The organism is Streptomyces sp. NPDC005752, from assembly GCF_040630715.1.
Lineage (GTDB): Bacteria > Actinomycetota > Actinomycetes > Streptomycetales > Streptomycetaceae > Streptomyces.
On record NZ_JBEXYB010000006.1, the window covers coordinates 212,044 to 229,139 of the forward strand.

The 17,096-nt window shown below is 72.9% G+C and carries 15 protein-coding genes and 1 tRNA gene; 9 read left to right on the forward strand and 7 right to left on the reverse strand.

The genetic code is table 11. The features are described 5' to 3' along the window. Positions 1-140: 140 nt before the first annotated feature. The 4 genes from ABZ441_RS07860 to ABZ441_RS07875 all read right to left on the reverse strand — a co-directional run bounded on the left by ABZ441_RS07860 (position 141) and on the right by ABZ441_RS07875 (position 5,928). Positions 141-1,463, reverse strand: a complete 1,323-nt coding sequence (locus ABZ441_RS07860) for an ABC transporter substrate-binding protein (protein WP_358969553.1) — start codon at positions 1,461-1,463, stop codon at positions 141-143. Between the two features lie 700 nt (positions 1,464-2,163). Then, positions 2,164-3,639: a cellulose binding domain-containing protein gene (locus ABZ441_RS07865; protein ID WP_358969555.1), complete on the reverse strand. Its 1,476-nt coding sequence runs from the start codon at positions 3,637-3,639 to the stop codon at positions 2,164-2,166. 130 nt (positions 3,640-3,769) lie between these two features. After that, positions 3,770-5,221: a HAMP domain-containing sensor histidine kinase gene (locus ABZ441_RS07870; RefSeq protein ID WP_358969557.1), complete on the reverse strand. Its 1,452-nt coding sequence runs from the start codon at positions 5,219-5,221 to the stop codon at positions 3,770-3,772. Continuing rightward, positions 5,218-5,928: a response regulator transcription factor gene (locus ABZ441_RS07875; RefSeq protein ID WP_358969559.1), complete on the reverse strand. Its 711-nt coding sequence runs from the start codon at positions 5,926-5,928 to the stop codon at positions 5,218-5,220. Before ABZ441_RS07875 ends, ABZ441_RS07870 begins: the two co-directional genes overlap by 4 nt. Positions 5,929-6,006: 78 nt before the next feature. Between ABZ441_RS07875 and ABZ441_RS07880 the strand changes: the two genes are divergently transcribed. After that, complete coding sequence (locus ABZ441_RS07880) at positions 6,007-6,555, forward strand: hypothetical protein (protein ID WP_358969561.1); 549 nt, start codon at positions 6,007-6,009, stop codon at positions 6,553-6,555. Between the two features lie 125 nt (positions 6,556-6,680). Here the strand turns inward: ABZ441_RS07880 and ABZ441_RS07885 are convergent, their stop codons facing one another. Next, positions 6,681-7,568: a fused MFS/spermidine synthase gene (locus tag ABZ441_RS07885; RefSeq protein ID WP_358969563.1), complete on the reverse strand. Its 888-nt coding sequence runs from the start codon at positions 7,566-7,568 to the stop codon at positions 6,681-6,683. 86 nt (positions 7,569-7,654) lie between these two features. After that, positions 7,655-8,017: a hypothetical protein gene (locus ABZ441_RS07890; protein ID WP_358969620.1), complete on the reverse strand. Its 363-nt coding sequence runs from the start codon at positions 8,015-8,017 to the stop codon at positions 7,655-7,657. Positions 8,018-8,270: 253 nt separating this feature from the next. On the opposite strand from ABZ441_RS07890, the gene ABZ441_RS07895 reads away from it, so the two are divergent. Then, positions 8,271-9,623, forward strand: coding sequence for a tetratricopeptide repeat protein (locus tag ABZ441_RS07895; protein ID WP_358969564.1), 1,353 nt, complete (start codon positions 8,271-8,273; stop codon positions 9,621-9,623). A gap of 175 nt (positions 9,624-9,798) precedes the next feature. On the opposite strand, the gene ABZ441_RS07900 is transcribed toward ABZ441_RS07895, so the two are convergent. Then, positions 9,799-10,395 carry a histidine phosphatase family protein gene (locus ABZ441_RS07900; RefSeq protein ID WP_358969566.1) on the reverse strand — a complete coding sequence of 199 codons (597 nt, stop codon included), beginning with the start codon at positions 10,393-10,395 and terminating at the stop codon, positions 9,799-9,801. Positions 10,396-10,711: 316 nt separating this feature from the next. Between ABZ441_RS07900 and ABZ441_RS07905 the strand changes: the two genes are divergently transcribed. From ABZ441_RS07905 to ABZ441_RS07935, 7 genes are all read left to right on the forward strand, one after another. After that, positions 10,712-11,659 carry a phosphatase PAP2 family protein gene (locus tag ABZ441_RS07905; protein ID WP_358969568.1) on the forward strand — a complete coding sequence of 316 codons (948 nt, stop codon included), beginning with the start codon at positions 10,712-10,714 and terminating at the stop codon, positions 11,657-11,659. Continuing rightward, a complete protein-coding gene (locus ABZ441_RS07910; RefSeq protein WP_358969570.1) occupies positions 11,556-12,740 on the forward strand; it encodes a hypothetical protein in 1,185 nt (394 codons plus the stop codon). Before ABZ441_RS07905 ends, ABZ441_RS07910 begins: the two co-directional genes overlap by 104 nt. After that, positions 12,731-14,359 (forward strand): hypothetical protein, encoded by a 1,629-nt coding sequence (locus tag ABZ441_RS07915; protein ID WP_358969572.1) that lies wholly within the window; start codon positions 12,731-12,733, stop codon positions 14,357-14,359. The genes ABZ441_RS07910 and ABZ441_RS07915 overlap by 10 nt, the downstream gene beginning before the upstream one ends. Beyond that, a complete protein-coding gene (locus ABZ441_RS07920; protein ID WP_358969573.1) occupies positions 14,356-15,690 on the forward strand; it encodes an AAA domain-containing protein in 1,335 nt (444 codons plus the stop codon). Before ABZ441_RS07915 ends, ABZ441_RS07920 begins: the two co-directional genes overlap by 4 nt. A gap of 73 nt (positions 15,691-15,763) precedes the next feature. Further along, positions 15,764-16,105, forward strand: a complete 342-nt coding sequence (locus ABZ441_RS07925) for a hypothetical protein (protein WP_358969575.1) — start codon at positions 15,764-15,766, stop codon at positions 16,103-16,105. Positions 16,106-16,287: 182 nt separating this feature from the next. Next, positions 16,288-16,986 carry a bifunctional DNA primase/polymerase gene (locus ABZ441_RS07930; RefSeq protein ID WP_358969577.1) on the forward strand — a complete coding sequence of 233 codons (699 nt, stop codon included), beginning with the start codon at positions 16,288-16,290 and terminating at the stop codon, positions 16,984-16,986. Then, positions 16,977-17,050: transfer RNA gene (locus tag ABZ441_RS07935), tRNA-Lys, on the forward strand. The genes ABZ441_RS07930 and ABZ441_RS07935 overlap by 10 nt, the downstream gene beginning before the upstream one ends. Positions 17,051-17,096 lie beyond the last annotated feature (46 nt).

Consider the following 17,096-nt stretch of genomic DNA (forward strand, 5'->3'; position numbering starts at 1 on the left):
GACACCGCAGGGGCAGGCCGGGCCTCTGGTGGGTCCGGCGGAGGTGTCGGAGAAGGTGCGCGGTGCCGGTGGAGAAGCCGGCACCGGTGCGGGCGGCCGGGACATGTGGAAGTCGTCCCGGCCGCCCGCGACGGCGATGGTCAGCCGACCACCTTGTCGATGTCCTTGATGGCGGCGTCCCAGGCGGCGTCCGGCTTGGTGCCCCGCTGCTCCATGTTGTTGATCTGCTTGGAGAAGGTGTCCTTGATCACGCCGTCCTTCGGGCCGAGCACCGCGGCCGGGATGATCTGAGCCTCTTCGGCGTAGATCTCACCGATGGGAGCGTTGTTGAAGTACTCGAGCTTGGCGGTCTTCACGTCGGGGAGCTCGTAGGCGCCCTTGTTCGACGGGAAGAGACCCGCGGCCTTGAACACGGCGGCCTGCTGCTCGGGCGCGGTCAGCCACTTGACGAGCTCACCGGCCTCCTTGACGTGCTTGCCCTTCGCGGGCACGGAGAGGAAGGAGCCGCCCCAGTTGGCCGCGGTCTCACCCGGGGTGCGGGCGATGTCCCACTTGCCCTTGTACTTGTCGCCGGAGTACGTGGCTATCTGCGCGGCCATCCACGCGGGACAGGCCACGGTGGCCATGGTGCCCTGACGCAGGGCCGCCTTCCACGGGTCCTGGAACTGGGCCAGGCCCTGGGTCAGCTTCTTGTCGACCGCCTGGGAGGCGAGCCTCCAGCCCTCCTTGACACCGGCGCTGTCCTTGTAGATCGGGTCGCCGTTCTTCGCGTAGTACTGCTCCGAGCCGGAGCTCACCACGCCGTTGTACATGGCGCTGGCGGAGTCCATGAAGAAGGTTCCCCCAGGGGCCTTCTTCTTGTACTCCTCACCGAGCTTGAGGTAGTCCTCCCAGCCGCCGGCGAGCTTCGCGGCGACTTCCTCACGGTCGGTGGGCAGTCCGGCCTGCTCGAACAGGTCGCGGCGGTAGCAGATGGACATCGGGCCGATGTCGGTACCGGCGCCGATGACCTTGCCGTCCTCGGTGGTCGCCTGCAGTGCCTTCCAGTTCACCCACTGGCTGGTGTCGATGACCTTGGAGAGGTCGGCGAAGGCGTCCGCCTTGGTGTCGACGAGCTCCTTGGCGCGGCCGACCTCGATGCCCTGCACGTCGGCCAGGCCGCTGCCCGTGTTGAGCTGCTGGAGGAACTTGGTGTAGTAGACCGGCTCTTCGGCGGCGGTGTTCGCCTTGACCGTGATGTTCGGGTGGAGCTCGTGGTACTTCTCGAAGAGCTTCGCCTCCTTGTACCCGAACTGTCCGAAGTCGGCGATGGTCAGGGTGATGTTCCCGTCCGCGTCGGCCTCGTCGGAATCCGAGCCGGAATCGCCGCAGCCGGTCAGCAGCAGGGCGGCGGCCGTGAGGCCCGTGGTAGCCAGGACGGCTGTTCTGCGGCTTCGACCTGCGACGGTGCGGGTGATGCGCATTCCACTACTCCTTGTTCCAGGGTGGGACTTGCGTTCGATCTGCGACATACGCGCTGGTGGGCACGGGTGCCGGTCGTACGGAGAGGACATGGGCGGTGCCGTCCCCGTACGAGCGAAAAACCTCGTTCGATATGGGAGCGCTCCCATGCGCTGATGCCGGAAGATTGCTGCCTCAAGGGGGTGGGTGTCAAGAGTTGAAGACGCTTCCGTTGCCCGAGTGTGTCCTGCAAGTCACGGGAACGTGTCCGACCGAGGGCTTGCCTTTACTTTCGCCGCCTGCATGCACAGGATGCGAAATCTTCAATTCCCGCAGGTCAGTGCGGTGTTGGTCGGCTTTTCACTCGCGCCGCACCGACTGGCGCCGGTCATCGGCGCAGATTCCCGCGCCACGCCGGAATGGGTGTCGCCGACCCCTGCCGCCCGGAGGCGACCGCCGGAAGATGAAGGGGACAGGGCTTCACAGGGGGGCGCAGGGGGGCCATGGGGCGTTTCCGTGTTCTTTCCCCGAACTCCACTGCGCGGCGCGGAGATTCCGCTCTCTCCGTGCGGGTGGGACAAGCACGGACACGTCGCCCCTCCTCCGCGCACCCTGAAGGGCGCCGAGAGGGAACGAAGGGGGCGCGTGCCCCGGCCGGGTGTGGGGGGTGTGGGGGGCCGGCCGGGGCACACGCGCGGAGGAGATGGTCGACGGGGCGCCGGGCTACCCGAAGGTGCCGAACGCCTTGGTGAAGGCCAGCGGTTCCTGGAGGATCGAGCTGCAGGTCGCGTCCGCGGTCGGCTGCGCACCGCCCGCGCACTGCACGTCCCGCGTGCCCGACCACATCGCCAGCCGGCCGACGCCCTTCTCCTGGGCGAACTCGACCAGCTGCGTGGCGTCCTCGACGGTGAAGATCTCGGTGACGACGTCGTTCACGCCGATCATCGGGGTGACCGCGACCGCCTTCCAGGCCGCCTCGTCCGAGAGGCCGAGCACGCCCTTGATCTGCGCCTGCGTGGCGGTGGCGGCCTGGGTGGCGTAGTCACCCATGTCCTCGCTGTACGAGGGCCCGTAGTCCATCGCCATGATGTTGACCGCGTCGATCGCGACGCCGTTCCCCTTCGCATCCGCGATGAGGTCGATGCCCGGCTGGGTCAGCCCCTCGGGCATCACGGGCAGCGTGAAGGAGACGTCGAGCCCGGGGTGCGCCTCCTGGAGCCGGGCGATGGCCTGCGAGCGCCGGGTGTTGGCGGCGGCGTCGGGCAGCGCGCCTCCCTCGATGTCGAAGTCGACCTTGGTCAGGTCGTACGCGTCGATGACCTTGCCGTACGCCGCGGCGAGCTCTGCCGCCGACGAGCAGTGCAGCGCGAGTTCGGCGCCGGCCGCCCCGCCGAAGGAGACCCGCACGTCGCCGCCCTCGGCCCGCAGCGCGCCGATCTGGGCGGCCACCTTGTCGTCGGCGAGCCCGGTGACCCCGCCCCACAGCGGGGCACAGCTGCCGCCCGAGGTGATGAACGCCAGGTTGAACTCCTTGACACCCGTCTTCGACGCGGTGCCCAGCAGGTCGTACGCGGGGTAGAGGGACGTGTCGACGTACGGGGCGAAGCCGGCCGTGCCGGCCGTGCCGCCGGGCGTCTCGGACGGCTCGGCCGTCGCGGTCTCCGTGGGCGTCGCGGTCTTCGTGGAGGTCGGCGTCGGCGCGGGGGGCGAGGTGGGCGTCGGGCTGCCGGTCGGGCGTCCACCCGGTTCGGGCGTTGCGCCGCCGTCCGCGGAGCACGCGGCGTCGTTGATGAGGCAGCCCCGCGGATCGGCGGCGGCGCCGTCGGAGGCGGTGACGAAGCCGACCGTCACGGACGCGCCCGGAGCGATGTCCTTGTTCCAGCTCGCGGGCCTCACGGTGACGTGGTTGCCGCGGACGGTGTGCTCGCCGTTCCAGAGGGAGTCGATCTTCGTGCCGGCGGGCAGGTCGAATTCGAGCGTCCAGCCCGACTGGACCTTTCCGGTGTCGTTCGAGACGACGTACTGCCCGGTGTAGCCACCGGTCCACCCGCCGGCCCTCGTGTACGTGGCTCCGACGGCCGCCGCCTGCGCCGTGCCGGTGAGTGCGACGACCGTGCCGCCCACGACCGCCGCGGCGACGAGGGCGCCGACCGCCTTCGTGCGGGTGCTCGTCGTACGGCGGTGCGTACTGATGCCCATCGCGTGCCTGCCTCTGTCCAGCCGGGGGGTGATTGCGTCTGCACGCTAGCCGCCGCGAACCGGGCAAATGGTGCTCATGAGAACCGGGTTGGCGTTCTTAGGGTTTACTTAAGGAGGACATCGGCGCCGGTTAAAGATCCGGTGCGCCGCGGAACTCTGCGTTCCGGCCCCTCACTCCCCGTGGCCCCCGTCTGCCGCCCCGCCGCCCCACACGGTGCCCCCGGCGGGCACGGCCGGCCGGGACTCCGTCGAGCCCGATCCAGATGCGCACCTCGGTGCCGCCGAGCACGGAACGCCCGATCCGCAGGTCGCCGCCGGTGGACTCCGCGACCCTGCGCACGATGTCGAGACCGAGTCCGGTCGATCCCACCGCGTCCCGCGCTCCTTTCCGTCCGCTCGCGCCCCGGGCGAGGGCGGATTCAGGATCGGGTATGCCGGGCCCGGCGTCCGAGACCAGCACGAGCACCGCGTCACCGCTGTGGTGCACGTCGACGGCGAAGGCGGTGCCCTCCGGGGTGTGCCGGAACACGTTGCCGAGCAACGCGTCCACGGCGGCCGCGAGTTCGGGTCTGGCGACGGGGATCCGTACCGTGCGGTCCACGCCCGCCAGCCGCACCGTGCGCCCCTCGTCCTCGGCCAGCGCCGACCAGAACCCCATGCGTTCCTTGACGACCTCGGACACGTCGCATCCGGCACCCGGGCCCGTCTGCCCGCCCTGGGTCTGCGGGCGCTGCTCCCGCGCCGTACGGATGATCGTGTCGACCTCATGCTCCAGCTGTTCGACGGCGGCCCTGGTCTGCTCGGCGGCCGGCCCCTCGCCCAGCGAGGCGGCGTTGAGCCGCAGCACGGTCAGCGGGGTGCGGAGCCGGTGCGAGAGATCGGCGGCCAGCTCGCGTTCGTTGGCCAGGAGCTGGACCACCTGGTCGGCCATGGAGTTGAACGCGACCGCCGCGGAGCGCAGTTCGGTGGGCCCCTCCTCGGGGACCCTGGTCCCCAGCCGCCCCTCTCCCAGGTTCTGGGCCGCGCCCGCCAGCCGCTGGGCGGGCTCCACCATCCGTACCCCGAGCCGGTCCGCCACGGCCACCGAGCCGACGATCAGCGCCAGGCCGACGCCGGCGAGCACCAGCCAGGCCGTGCCGACGCCGTGGGTGACCTCGTCCTCGGGCACGAACACCTCGACGACCGCGATGCCTCCGGAGCCGAGCGCGGTGGGCTGGAGCAGCGCGGAGCCGCCGGGCACCTCGGTGATGGAGGCGCGCCCCGACGTGCCGACGGTCTCCACGTCCTCGCGGGTGGCGCGCCGGGTGCCGATCTCCAGGGGGCCGCCGCCCTGTCCGGCCGCGGGGACATGGACGGCGAGGCGCCCTTGGCCCCCGGGTTCGGTGGACAGGACGGCCCGGGTCAGTTCCTCGCGGTCGACGGTGATGGTGAGCGTGGGGCCGATGGCGGCCGCCTGCCTCTCGGCGTCGGAGAAGGCGCGGTCGCGGGCCATCTCCTTGACGACGAGCCCGAGTGGCACGGCGAACGCGATCACGACCATGGCGGTGACGGCCAGGCAGACCTTGACCAGGGCCCATCTCATGCGGGCTGTCCCGGGGCGGCGGCCGGTGGTTCGAGCTTGACCCCGACTCCGCGCAGAGTGTGCAGATAGCGCGGCCTGGCCGCCGTCTCGCCCAGCTTGCGGCGGAGCCAGGAGAGATGGACGTCGATGGTCTGGTCGTCCCCGTAGGACTGCTTCCAGACCTCCGCCAGCAGCTCACGGCGGGGGACGACGACGCCGGGGCGGCCCGCGAGGAAGGTCAGCAGGTCGAATTCACGGCGGGTCAGGTCCAGTGCCGTGCCGTCCAGATCGGCCTGCCGACGCAGCGGGTCGATGACCAGCCCTCCGACCTGGAGGACACGCGGGGGCGGGACCCGGGCGTCGGCTCCACGGGTGCGGCGCAGTACGGCCGCCATGCGGGCCGAGAGGTGTTCCACCGAGAAGGGCTTGGTCAGGTAGTCGTCGGCACCGTCGTTGAGCAGCCTGACGATCTCGGCCTCGTCGTCCCGCGCGGTGGCGATGATCACGGGTACGTCGGTGATGGAGCGCAGCATCTTCAGCGCCTCGGCGCCGTCGAGGTCGGGCAGCCCGAGATCGAGGACGACGACGTCGAAACGGAAGTGCGCGACCTCGCGCAGCGCTTCGAGCGCGGTGCCCACGCTCCGCACCGTGTGCGAGGCCTCGGTCAGGTGCCGGATGAGGGCGGAACGCACGAACTGGTCGTCCTCGACCACGAGCACACTAGGCATGCGCCGCACCGTAGCCCATACGGAGGAACCGGGTCCCCTCCAGGACAGCACCCGTGCGGGTGGTGCAGGATGTGCCCGATGCAACGAGGTCTCGTACACGCGATCGCGTGGTCGCTCGCCACGGGTGCGGCAGTCACCCTGTCGTGGTGGGGCGTGCACACGGTCCTGTCGGGGACGGCCTACGACCCTCCGCGCGCCGTGCCGATATCGGTGGGGGCGCGGGGCGGGCAGGTGACGGACGAACCGGTTTCGTCCTCGACGCACCGGGCCCTGCCCTCGGCCTCACCGGAGTCCACCGCATCCCGCGCCGTCCCCACGCCCTCCGCCGGGACCTCGCGCCCGCGGTCCTCCCGGCCGCCCGCCAAGAGCCCGGCGGGGCCCTCGAGGACGCCGGCCGCGACGGGCGAGGTGAAGAGCTACCCGACGCGTGGCGGCAGGGTCGTCCTGGAGCTGGCGGACGACTCGGCCAAGCTGGTCTCGGCGACGCCGGAGACGAACTGGTCGATGCGGGTGTGGACGAATCCGGGTTGGATCCGGGTGGACTTCAGCGACGGCGCGGGGGCGACGGTCTCGGTCTTCTGCACCTGGAACGGGCATCCGCCGATGGTGGAGACGGTGGATCAGTGACGGTCCACGCGCCGGTGGACCGGTGACCGCCCACGCGCCGGCACGTCGGTGGCCGTCCGCGCCACGGCGCGTCGGCAACCGTCCACGCGACGGTGCGGGTCCCGGCACCACCCGTACAGGAGGCCCTACGAGAAGGTGCCGGGCGGCGGGGCCGGGGACGCCTTGGCGCTCGCGTCGGTGACGACGGCGGCGCCACCCGTGAAGTCGGCGAGTGCGCGGCCGTGTTCGACACGGCCGGGGTGCGGGTCGCCCGCGACGCGCCGGGTCAGTTCGGCGACCGCGACCGGCAGGTCGGAGGCGACCAGGACGGCGTTGCCGAAGCGGCGGCCTCGCCAGACGGCCGGATCCGCTGCCAGGGCCAGCTCGGGGAAGAGGGATGCGGCCGTGGCGACCTGGCCGCGCAGGTGCGCGAGCGGCGGGCCGTCCGCGAGGTTGGCCGCGTACTGGCCGCCGGGCTTCAGCACCCGGCGCACCTCGGTGAGGAATTCGGCGGAGGTGAGGTGCGCGGGGGTGCGGGCGCCGCCGAAGACGTCCGCGATGACGAGGTCGGCCCAGCCGTCCTGGATCCTGGCGAGACCGGCGCGTGCGTCCACCGAGCGGACCCGTATCCGGGCCTGCGGGTCGAGGGGCAGCTCGCGCCGCACCAGCTGGACGAGGGGCGCGTCGATCTCCACGATCTGCTGGGTGGAGCGGGGGCGGCTCGCGGCGATGTACCGGGCGAGCGTGAAGGCTCCGCCGCCCAGGTGGACCGCCTGGAGGGGGCGTCCGGGCGGCGCGGCGAGATCGATGACGTGGCCGAGCCTGCGCTGGTAGGCGAAGGAGAGGTAGGACGGGTCGTCCAGGTCGACGTGCGACTGCGGGGCTCCGTCCAGCAGCAGCGTCCAGGCCCGCGGGCGTTCGCGGTCGGGCACGAGCTCGGCGAGGCCGCCGTCCACCGTCCCGGAGACGGGATCCTGCCGGCGCTCGGACCTCCTGCGGTCGCTCGCGCCTCGGGCCGCTTCTCGACGTGCCACGTGCGCTCGTCCTCGCTCACCGGTTCGGGCCGGCCACCTGGGAGGACCGGCTGGGACGGGACATCCGCCACCCGGCCATTATGGCCTCAGCGACAGTTGTCGGCCGCTTCGATGAGCCTGGCCGCCTGGTCGAGGGCGGCCCGGAGAACGGCCGGGTCGGTGACCGGGGCCTCCGCGACGGGCGGCAGGAGCCACCCTCCCCCGGTGACGGGCGGCTCCGCGGGGATGCGCAGCCCGCGGCCGTCCGTCCGTGTACAGGCGCTGCCGGGCACGTCCCACGCCTCGGCCGTGCCGGACGGCACCAGGAAGCCGAGGACGGCGCAGGTCCCGTCGTGCATGACCGGGCCCACGGGTTCGTTCTCCGCCGCCCTGCGCAGGATGTCCACGGCCTCCAGACCCTGACGCGCCGGGACGGTCACCAGGTCGCACGGTGTGGCTTCCGGGCCCATGTGAGGCAAGGGGACCCCTCCTGTCGTCTCGACGGGGCGGGGCCACGCCCCGTCTCCTCATGGACCAACGCGCCGACGGCGTCAAGGGCTACGGCGGCACGCCGCCGCAAAGGGTGGCAGTTCATGGCGGATCGCGGCCGAGATGTCCGGTTTATGGATAAACGCTGTGTGTGCACCCCGTCACAGCAGGTACGTTCTTGCTCCGCCGGGACACCGGAAGCAGGAGCCCGGCTGCAGCAGAGAGGGCCCCGCCATGGTGTCGACACGGGCAGTTCCCAACCTCGTCTTCCGTCGGCTGCGCGGACAGCGCTCCGCGGGAGAGTTCGCGGCCGCCGTCCGCAGGGCCGCGCGCGAGATCGGTGAACAGGTCGCGTGCGACGCCCGGTACATCGGCCGCGTGGAGTCCGGCGAGATCCGCTGTCCCAACTACGCGTACGAACGAGTGTTCCTGTTCATGTTCCCCGGGGCGAGCCTCGCGGACCTGGGCTTCTCGGCCCGCGAGAGCGTGCGCGGCCGGGGGGCCCGCACAGCTCTGCCCCCGCCCATCACACCCCCCACGCTCCACAGCGACATCCACGAGGAGAGCGACGTGCTGCGTCGCGTGTTCATGACCGGCGGTACCGCCACCGTGGCGGCCGCGTCCCTGGGCCTGGGCGGCCGTTCCGCAGCCGCCGGCCCGCTCGCCGTCCCCGCGCAGCGCCGGGTCGGCGAGGCCGAGGTGAGCGCCGTGGAGAAGGCGGTGCGCCAGATCCGGCTGCTGGACGACCGGCACGGCGCGGACGGCCTCTACCGGCAGGCCTCCCAGCCGCTCCGGGCCGCGTACGCCCTGCTCGATTCCGGCGCCACGACGAGGCGCAGCACCTCGGACCGGCTGCACGCGGGCGCCGGTGAGCTGGCGATCTCGGTGGGATGGCTGGCCCACGACTCGGGACGGTTCGACGACGCGCGCTCCCATTACGCGGAGGCGCTCGCGACGGCGCGGCTGGCCGGGGACGCGGCGCTGGAGGCGCACGCCTTCTGCAACGCGTCGTTCCTGGCCCGCGACACGGGGCGGGCCCGTGAGGCGGTCCGAGCCGCGGAGGCCGGCCAGCGGGCGGCCCGGCCGCTCGGCTCACCGCGGCTGCTGGCACTCCTGGCACTGCGGGAGGCGGGCGCCAGGGCGTGGCTCGGAGACCGCGCGGGCTGCGAGCAGGCCATCGGGCGGGCGCACACGGCGTTCGGGCACGGGCCGGCCGATGCGGACCCGGAGTGGATGTCCTTCTTCCGGGAGGCGGAAGTGGAACTACTGGAGGCGCAGTGCTGGTCGGCACTGGGTGACTGGCCGCGTGCGGCGCTGCATGCCCGGCGGGCGACCCGGCTGCAGGATCCGCACTTCACCCGGAACCTCGCGCTCTACCGCGCGCAGCTCGCCGGTGACCTGGCGCAGGCGGGCGCGGCCGACGAGGCCGCCTCGGTGGGCCACCAGGTGCTGGACCTGCTGGACCGGGTCCAGTCCGCCCGGATCCGCGGGATGCTGGCGAGTGCCGTGCGGGTGCTCCGGCCGCATGGAGGTCCGGAGGTGGCTGCCCTCCTGAGCCGCTACGAGGAGCTGCCGCCGGGGGCGTGAGAGCGGCCGGCCGTTCGCGCTGTCCGTGACCGGGCCCGGTCCCGCGCTTCCACCGGGCGGCATGATCGGGCCCGTCCGGACTCCGGCTGGGGCGGGCCCCTGTCATGCCCGCTGCGACACGGTCCCGCTCGCACCCTCCGGCGCGTGCCGGATGCGCTCCCCGGGCAGCCGGGACCTACCGGTCCAGGTGACCCGTGTCGTTCCAGCGTTCCAGGGCGGGAAGGCCGTAGGCCCAGCCCAGCACCGACAGCGACGTCGGCTCCAGGCGGATCCGCGCGGCGAACGACACGTCCTCGCCCAGCCACCGGGCCCCCAGCGCCCGCAGAATGTGCCCGTGGGCGAAGACCAGCACGTCGCGGTCGGCGGAGCGCGCCCATGCGACGACCTCGTCCGCCCGGGCGGTGAGTTCCGCGAGGGTCTCCCCGCCGGGGACCCCGTCACGCCAGATGAGCCAGTCCGGCCGGTCCGCCTTGATCTGCGCGGGGGTCAGGCCCTCGTAGTCCCCGTAGTCGAACTCCATCAGCGCGTCCCACGGCCGGGCCCGCTCACCGAAACCGGCGAGTGCGCAGGTCTCGGAGGCCCGGACGAGCGGGCTGGTCCGCACCTCGACGCCGGGCAGGCCGCCCCAGGGCTCCCGGTGCAGTCGCTCGCCGAGCAGTTTGGCGCCCTCACGGCCGGCGTCGAGAAGGGGGATGTCGGTCCTGCCGGTGTGATTGCCCTGGACCGACCACTGTGTCTGGCCGTGCCGGGCGAGCAGGATTCGCGGTGCCATGACGGCTCTCCCTGAAAATACGGAGATCCGAAGATCCGGGGACCCTAGGATCTGGTGGGTCCGGGACAGCGGTGTCCGGGACGGCGACGGGACGGCGAACGCGGGCGAGCGGCCAGGAGGCCGGCGCGGGCGGACACCCCGTTCCATCATCTCCCACCTGCTTCACGGGCAACCTGCGGGGCGTTGCCCGCGTCCCTCTCCACGCATGGCCGGGGGGCGTCCGCGTGGGAAGGCCCCCACGGGGAACCAGGGCATACGACCGCCGTACGGTTGAACGCCCGCCGTCGACCGCATGAACACTGGGGAGAGCTGCCGGATGCCGCACGCCACCGCCGCGACACCGTCATCCGGTCATCGGCCCCGCTGGTGGACGGAGCTCCCGCTGGTCGCGGTGGTGTACGGCCTGTACTCGATGGGCCGGCTGCTGGTCCACGAGAACATACCGGCGGCCGTCGACAACGGTCTCGCGATACTCCGCCTGGAGAAGGCGCTGCACCTCAACGCCGAGCACCCGCTCAACCGGCTGCTGACGGCCCACCCCACGCTCGGCATACCCGCCGACTTCGCCTACGCCTCCCTGCACTACCTGGTCACCCCGGCCGTCCTCGTCTGGATCTTCCGGCGCCGCAGCGCCGCCTACAGGGCGGCCCGTACCTGGCTGATGACCTCCACGCTCCTCGGGCTGGCCGGCTTCACGCTGATGCCCACCTGCCCGCCGCGGCTGCTCGACGCCCACCACGGCTTCGTCGACACGATGGCGCAGTACAGCGCGTACGGCTGGTGGGGTGCGGGCGCCAGCGCCCCGCGGGGCCTGAGCGGAATGACCAACCAGTACGCGGCGATGCCGAGCCTGCACGTCGGCTGGGCCGTGTGGTGCGGCGTCCTGCTGTGGCGCCACGGCCGCCACCCGCTCGTCCGGGCGGCGGGCGTCGCCTACCCGCTGATCACCGTGCTCGTCGTGATGGGCACGGCGAACCACTATTTCCTCGACGCCGTCGCCGGAGCCGCCGTCATGGCCGTGGGCGCCCTGCTGACCAGGCCGTTCATGCGGTTCGCGGACCGGGTCAAGGACCGGGCACGGGCGGTGTTCACGCGGGTTCCCGCATCCGCCACCCCCATGGGATCCACGATTGTCAGTGACGGATGCAAGACTTCCGCGGGTGAGCGAATACCCGGCCAGCGGACCGCCTCCGCAGATTCCAGCGACACGCGCACCCGTTCCGCCGCCGAAGCCGACGACGACGCTCCGGCACCGGCTCGCTGAGCTGCGCGGCCCGTCGGTCGCGCCGCATCCGCTCGACGCACGCGCGCTGGCCGCGCTCGCCGCCAACCCTGGATGCAAGAGACGTGCCCTGCTCGACGGCGCGGGCGTGGACAAGGCGGAGCTGGCCACCGCGCTCGGCTCCCCCGCGGCTTTCGGCCAGTCCCAGTTCGCGTTCATCCGGGGCAACGCCTTCGAGGCGAAGGTCAAGGCCGACGGCGGCACGGAGCTGCTGCGCCTCCTCGTCGAGCGGCTCGGCGGCGGCACCGAGCCACCGGCCGCGGCCGTGGTGCCCGATCTGACGGCGGCAGGTCCGGAGGGCCGTACCGCGCGCACGGCGCTGGCGCTGCGCGAGGCCACGGCGGCGGGCGAGTGGGCGCTGCTCGACCATCCGATGCTGGTCCTGGAGGTCGCGGGCTCACCCGCCTACCTGGAACCGGACGCCGTGGTGGTGCACCCCGACGGCACCTGGACCGTCGTCGAGATCAAGTCCTTCCCCATGGTCGACGGTTCCGCGGACGCCTCGAAGGTCGGTGCGGCGGCCCGCCAGTCCGCCGTCTACGTCCTGGCGCTGGAGCGGATCGCGGCGGTGACCGAGGGTGCGGAGGTCGGCCACCGGGTCCTGCTCGTCTGCCCGAAGGACTTCTCCAACCTGCCGACCGCATCGGCCGTGGACGTCCGCAAACAGCGCGCCGTCACCGCCCGCCAGCTGACCAGGCTGACCCGCGTCGAGGACATCGCGGCCGCCCTGCCCGAGGGCACGACCTTCGACCCGGACTGCTCCCCCGAGGAGCTCGGCACCGCGGTCGAGGCGGTCCCCGCGGCGTACGCCCCGGAGTGTCTGGCCGCCTGCGAGCTGGCCTTCCACTGCCGGGCGAAGTCCCGCGCCGAGGGCGCGGTGGAATCGCTGGGCCGCAGCGTGCGGGGCGAGCTCGGAGGCCTGACGACGGTCGCCGGGGTGCTGGCCGCGGCGGCCGGCAAGGAGGGCGACCCCGCCGACCCGACGGTGGCCGCCCTGCGCAGGGCGGCGGCTCTGCGGGCCGAGGCCCTGGCCGGTGTGAGCGGTGGCGTCCCATGTCACTGATCAGCACCCTGGCCCGGTTGGAGGCGGTCGACAGCGGGCGGGCCCAGCCCCTGGCCACCGTGCGCCACCGCCATCTGACCGGCAGTCCGCTCGTGCTGGTGCCGCTGACGACCGCCGGTGAGGCCGGCGCCCCGCTCGGCGCACTCGTGGGCACGGACCGCGCGGCGCCCAGGCTGCTGGCGGTGGCCCAGCCGCGCGACCGCGACCTGCGGTTCGCGTTCCTCGCCGAGCTGGCCGAGGCCGTACTGCCGCACATCGAGTCGTACGCCGACGTCGTCGAGCCCGCCGAGAGCAGCCAGGTCGATCCCGAGACCGGCAAGAAGGTCAAGGCCGAGGTCGAGCTGTGCGCGGACGCGGCCCAGCTGATCGTGCCGGGAAGGGCCGGCATCGACTTCGTACGGCTGCTCGGGCGGTCCATGCGCTTCCGGCGTACCACCGAGGACGATCCGGACACCCCCTATCCGGCTCCGGCCCGTGTTCCGCTGCTCGGCCGCTGGCTGACGCACTACGGGGAGCGGGCCAGGGTGCCGGGGTCCTCGCTGCTGCTCGCCGCGACGGACCTGGTCAACCGCCACTGGGCGACGGGGCAGAGCAGCCTGGAGGACCAGCACCTCGGCGCGCTGCTCGCCTGGATCGACCCGCCGGACGGCGAGTCCGGTGCGGTGGCCGCGCTCCGCGCGGAGCTGGAGCGGGACCGTGCGGGTCAGCTGATCTGCCCTCCGGCCGGACCGGCGACGGATCCGGCGTTCGACAACAGGCTGCTGGCTCCCGCGATCGAGCGGTACGACGGGGCGCGCACGGCGCTGGCCGCGGCGGAGGACGGCGTCGACGCCGACACCCGGCTCGGCAGGCTGAGCGGTGCCGAGCGGGACATCAGGTCGCTGCTCGCGGGGGTCATGCTGCCCACCTGGGACGCCGTGTGGCGGGCGCTCGACCTGCTGCGGGAGCTCCCGGAAGGGGCCAGGGCCGAGGACCGCTGGACCAGGGACCGCTGGTCGTTCACCGGGCACAGGGACCGGGTGCGGGCGGGCGAGCCCCCGCAGCCGCGCCGGGACGACGCGGTGACGGCCGCGCGGAAGCTGGCCTCGCGGGAGGCCGCCCAGGCGCAGCTGGAGGCACAGGAGGCGCTCGACGATCCGCTGGTGCTGGCGGGCCGCAGGCTGGCGGGCGAGGCGTTCGTCGGGGAGGTGACGGAGGTGGAGATGGCGTACAGCGAGTCGAAGCGGCCTTCACCACGCCCGCTGGTCACGGTGCGGACGGACGAGCGCCCGCATCTCGGTGAGCGGACCAAGGTGTACCGCTCCCTGGACGGCAGGCCGCAGACCGCCGAGTTCGTGCGGTACGCGGCCGGGGAGGGCGAGGACGCGGAGGCCGGCGAGACCGTCCACCTGGTCCTGCGGATCACGGACCGGATGGGGCGGAGCAAGGAGCCCGCGCCCGGGTCGGTGCCCGAGGCCGGTGACCGGATCGCGTGGACGCTGTTCGAGCACGACCAGCGGGGTGGCCCGAAGCTGCCCGATCCGGAGGACACCCCGTGGACCCACGGCGGCCCGCCGGGCGCCGGCGTCGGCGGACCTGCCGAGCGGCCCGATCCCGTGACCTCGGAGGACATCCTGTGACAGCCGTTCTCGACCCGGGTGCCGCCGCGGCGCGGGCCACCGACGGGATCCTCGCCGACACCCTGCGCGGCACGGCGCGCGGCATCGTCGTGGACTCGCCGCCGGGCGCGGGCAAGTCGACGCTGGTGGTGCGTGCCGCGCTGGAGCTGGCCGCGGCGGGCCGCCCGCTGATGGTGGTCGCGCAGACCAACGCCCAGGTGGACGACCTGGTGGTACGACTGGCCGAGAAGGCTCCGGGGCTGCCGGTGGGCCGGCTGCACAGCAGCGACTCGGATCCGTACGACAAGGCCCTGGACGGCCTGGACAACGTACGGAAGTCGGCGAAGGCCGCGGATCTGGCGGGCCTGGACATCGTCATCTCCACGGCCGCCAAGTGGGCCCACGTGAAGAACGTGGAGCCGTGGGGCCACGCGATCGTCGACGAGGCCTACCAGATGCGGTCGGACGCCCTGCTGGCCGTGGCCGGGCTGTTCGAGCGGGCGCTGTTCGTCGGGGATCCGGGCCAGCTGGACCCGTTCTCGATCGTGGGCGCCGACCAGTGGGCGGGGCTCTCCTACGACCCGTCGGCGAGCGCCGTCTCGACCCTCCTCGCGCACAATCCGGAGCTGCCGCAGCACCGGCTGCCGGTGTCGTGGCGGCTGCCCGCCTCGGCGGCGCCTCTGGTCTCGCGGGCGTTCTACCCGTACACGCCGTTCCGCAGCGGCACGGACCACGGTGACCGGCGGCTGTCGTTCGGCGTGCCCTCGGACGGTTCGGGCCCGGACCGGGTGCTGGACGAGGCGGCTGAGTCCGGCTGGGGGCTGCTGGAGCTCCCGGCCCGGCACACCCCGCGCACCGATCCCGAGGCGGTCCGGGCGGTGGCCCTGGTGGTCCGCAGGCTGCTGGACCGGGGCGGCGCCGCGACGAGCGAGCGCGGCCCGGACCCGGTCCCGGTGACGGCGGAGCGGGTCGCGGTCGGCACGGCCCACCGCGACCAGGCCGCCGCGGTGCGGGCGGCGCTCGCGGAGCTGGGGGTGACGGGTGTCGCGGTGGATACGGCGAACCGGCTCCAGGGCCGTGAGTTCGACGTGACGGTGGTCCTGCACCCGCTGTCGGGCCGCCCGGACGCCACGGCGTTCCATCTGGAGACGGGTCGCCTGTGCGTCCTGGCCTCACGGCACCGGCACGCGTGCGTCGTGGTGTGTCGTGCGGGGGTCGCGGACCTGCTGGACGAGCACCCGTCGACGGAGCCGGTCCAGCTGGGCGTGACGGTCAAGTTCCCCGACGGCTGGGAGGCGAACCACGCGGTTCTGGCCCACCTCGCCGAGCATCGCGTGCATTGGGCGCCCTGATCCTGGGCAGCGCTCTTGTGCCGGGCTGGACAATGGAAGGTGGCCGTCCGGCCGCGCGAGGAGGGAACCCCACATGGCACAACCCGAGCGGAACGAGCGGCAGAGGCTGCGTCCGGCGCCGCTGCTCTTCGAGCCGTCGGCGGCGGCATCCGATCCGGAGCACTTCTTCGACCTGGAGTCGATGGAGGATCCGGAGGAGCTGCTGAGGCGCGCGACGGAGCTGACGCTCGCCTTCAGGGCCGCGACCGACCGGGCCGTGGAGTTCCAGGCCCTGGCCGCCGCTCAGCTCGCGGATCCGCGCCGTTTCGACCGGCTCACGGTCGCGGAGATAGCCGATCGTGCGGAGTGGACCGAGGACTACGCCAAGAAGATGATCGAGTTCGGCCGGTCCCTGCTCGACGACCCCGCGTCCTGATCCGGGCGCGCCGGGGGCAGGTGTCCGGCCGCCCCACGGAGGCGGTGCCGGCACGACCGTCCGTCACCGCGGGTACACCCGTGGCATATGCCGTCGGGGCAAGATACTCCCTCGGCCCGCACGCTGTGCGGCTTTCGGCAACTCTGCGGAACAGGAGCGTCACGGCCGGTAGACATGACGCCATGAGCGCATGGCTGAACGACGAAACGACTCTGCGGATCGGCACCGCCCCGCACCACGGTGTCGACATCTTCGCCCTGCTGCGGGACAGCGCCGACAACCGGGCCGATCACCGGGCCGCCCAGGTCACGGCATCCGGAGCGGCGTGGCTGGCGGGCGCTTCGACGCACCCCCGCAGCACGCTCTCGCAGTGGGAGGCACATCCTTGTTCCCCCGGCGTGCTGCCGTGCGGCTCCTCGTTCGACATCGTGAACGTCCCCGCCCTGTTCGGCAGGCGCATGCTGGAGCAGCTCTGGGCGGAGGGGCCCGGATCGGGCCCGGTGGCCACGCACCGGGGCAGGATGCTGCTCTTCGCCGCACCCGGCACGGCCCAGCGCCTGCCGTCCCTGCTGGCCTGGGAGGAGTGGGGCACGGGCTCCGCCGACGGCGCCCGCGGACACCGGGGCGCCCTGCCTCCGGTGCTCTGCCACGGCACGGGGGACGCCGTCACCGTCCCGCCCCTGACCGGCGGCGCGGGCGCCGGCGGGCCCCGCTGGGTGGTCGCCCCGGACACCCGTAATCCCTGGCTGCCGGGCCCGGACGTACTGCTGTGGGCCTGCGTGCGGGTGGGCAGGTCGGCGGCCCCGTCGACCACCGGGAATTCGATTTTTCCTCCCGCCGATCCGGGTGCTAATGTCTACGACGTCACCAGGCGCCGTTAGCTCAGTTGGTTAGAGCAGCTGACTCTTAATCAGCGGGTCCGGGGTTCGAGTCCCTGACGGCGCACAGACGGAAGAAGCCCCCTCGCGAGAGCGAGGGGGCTTCTTCCGTG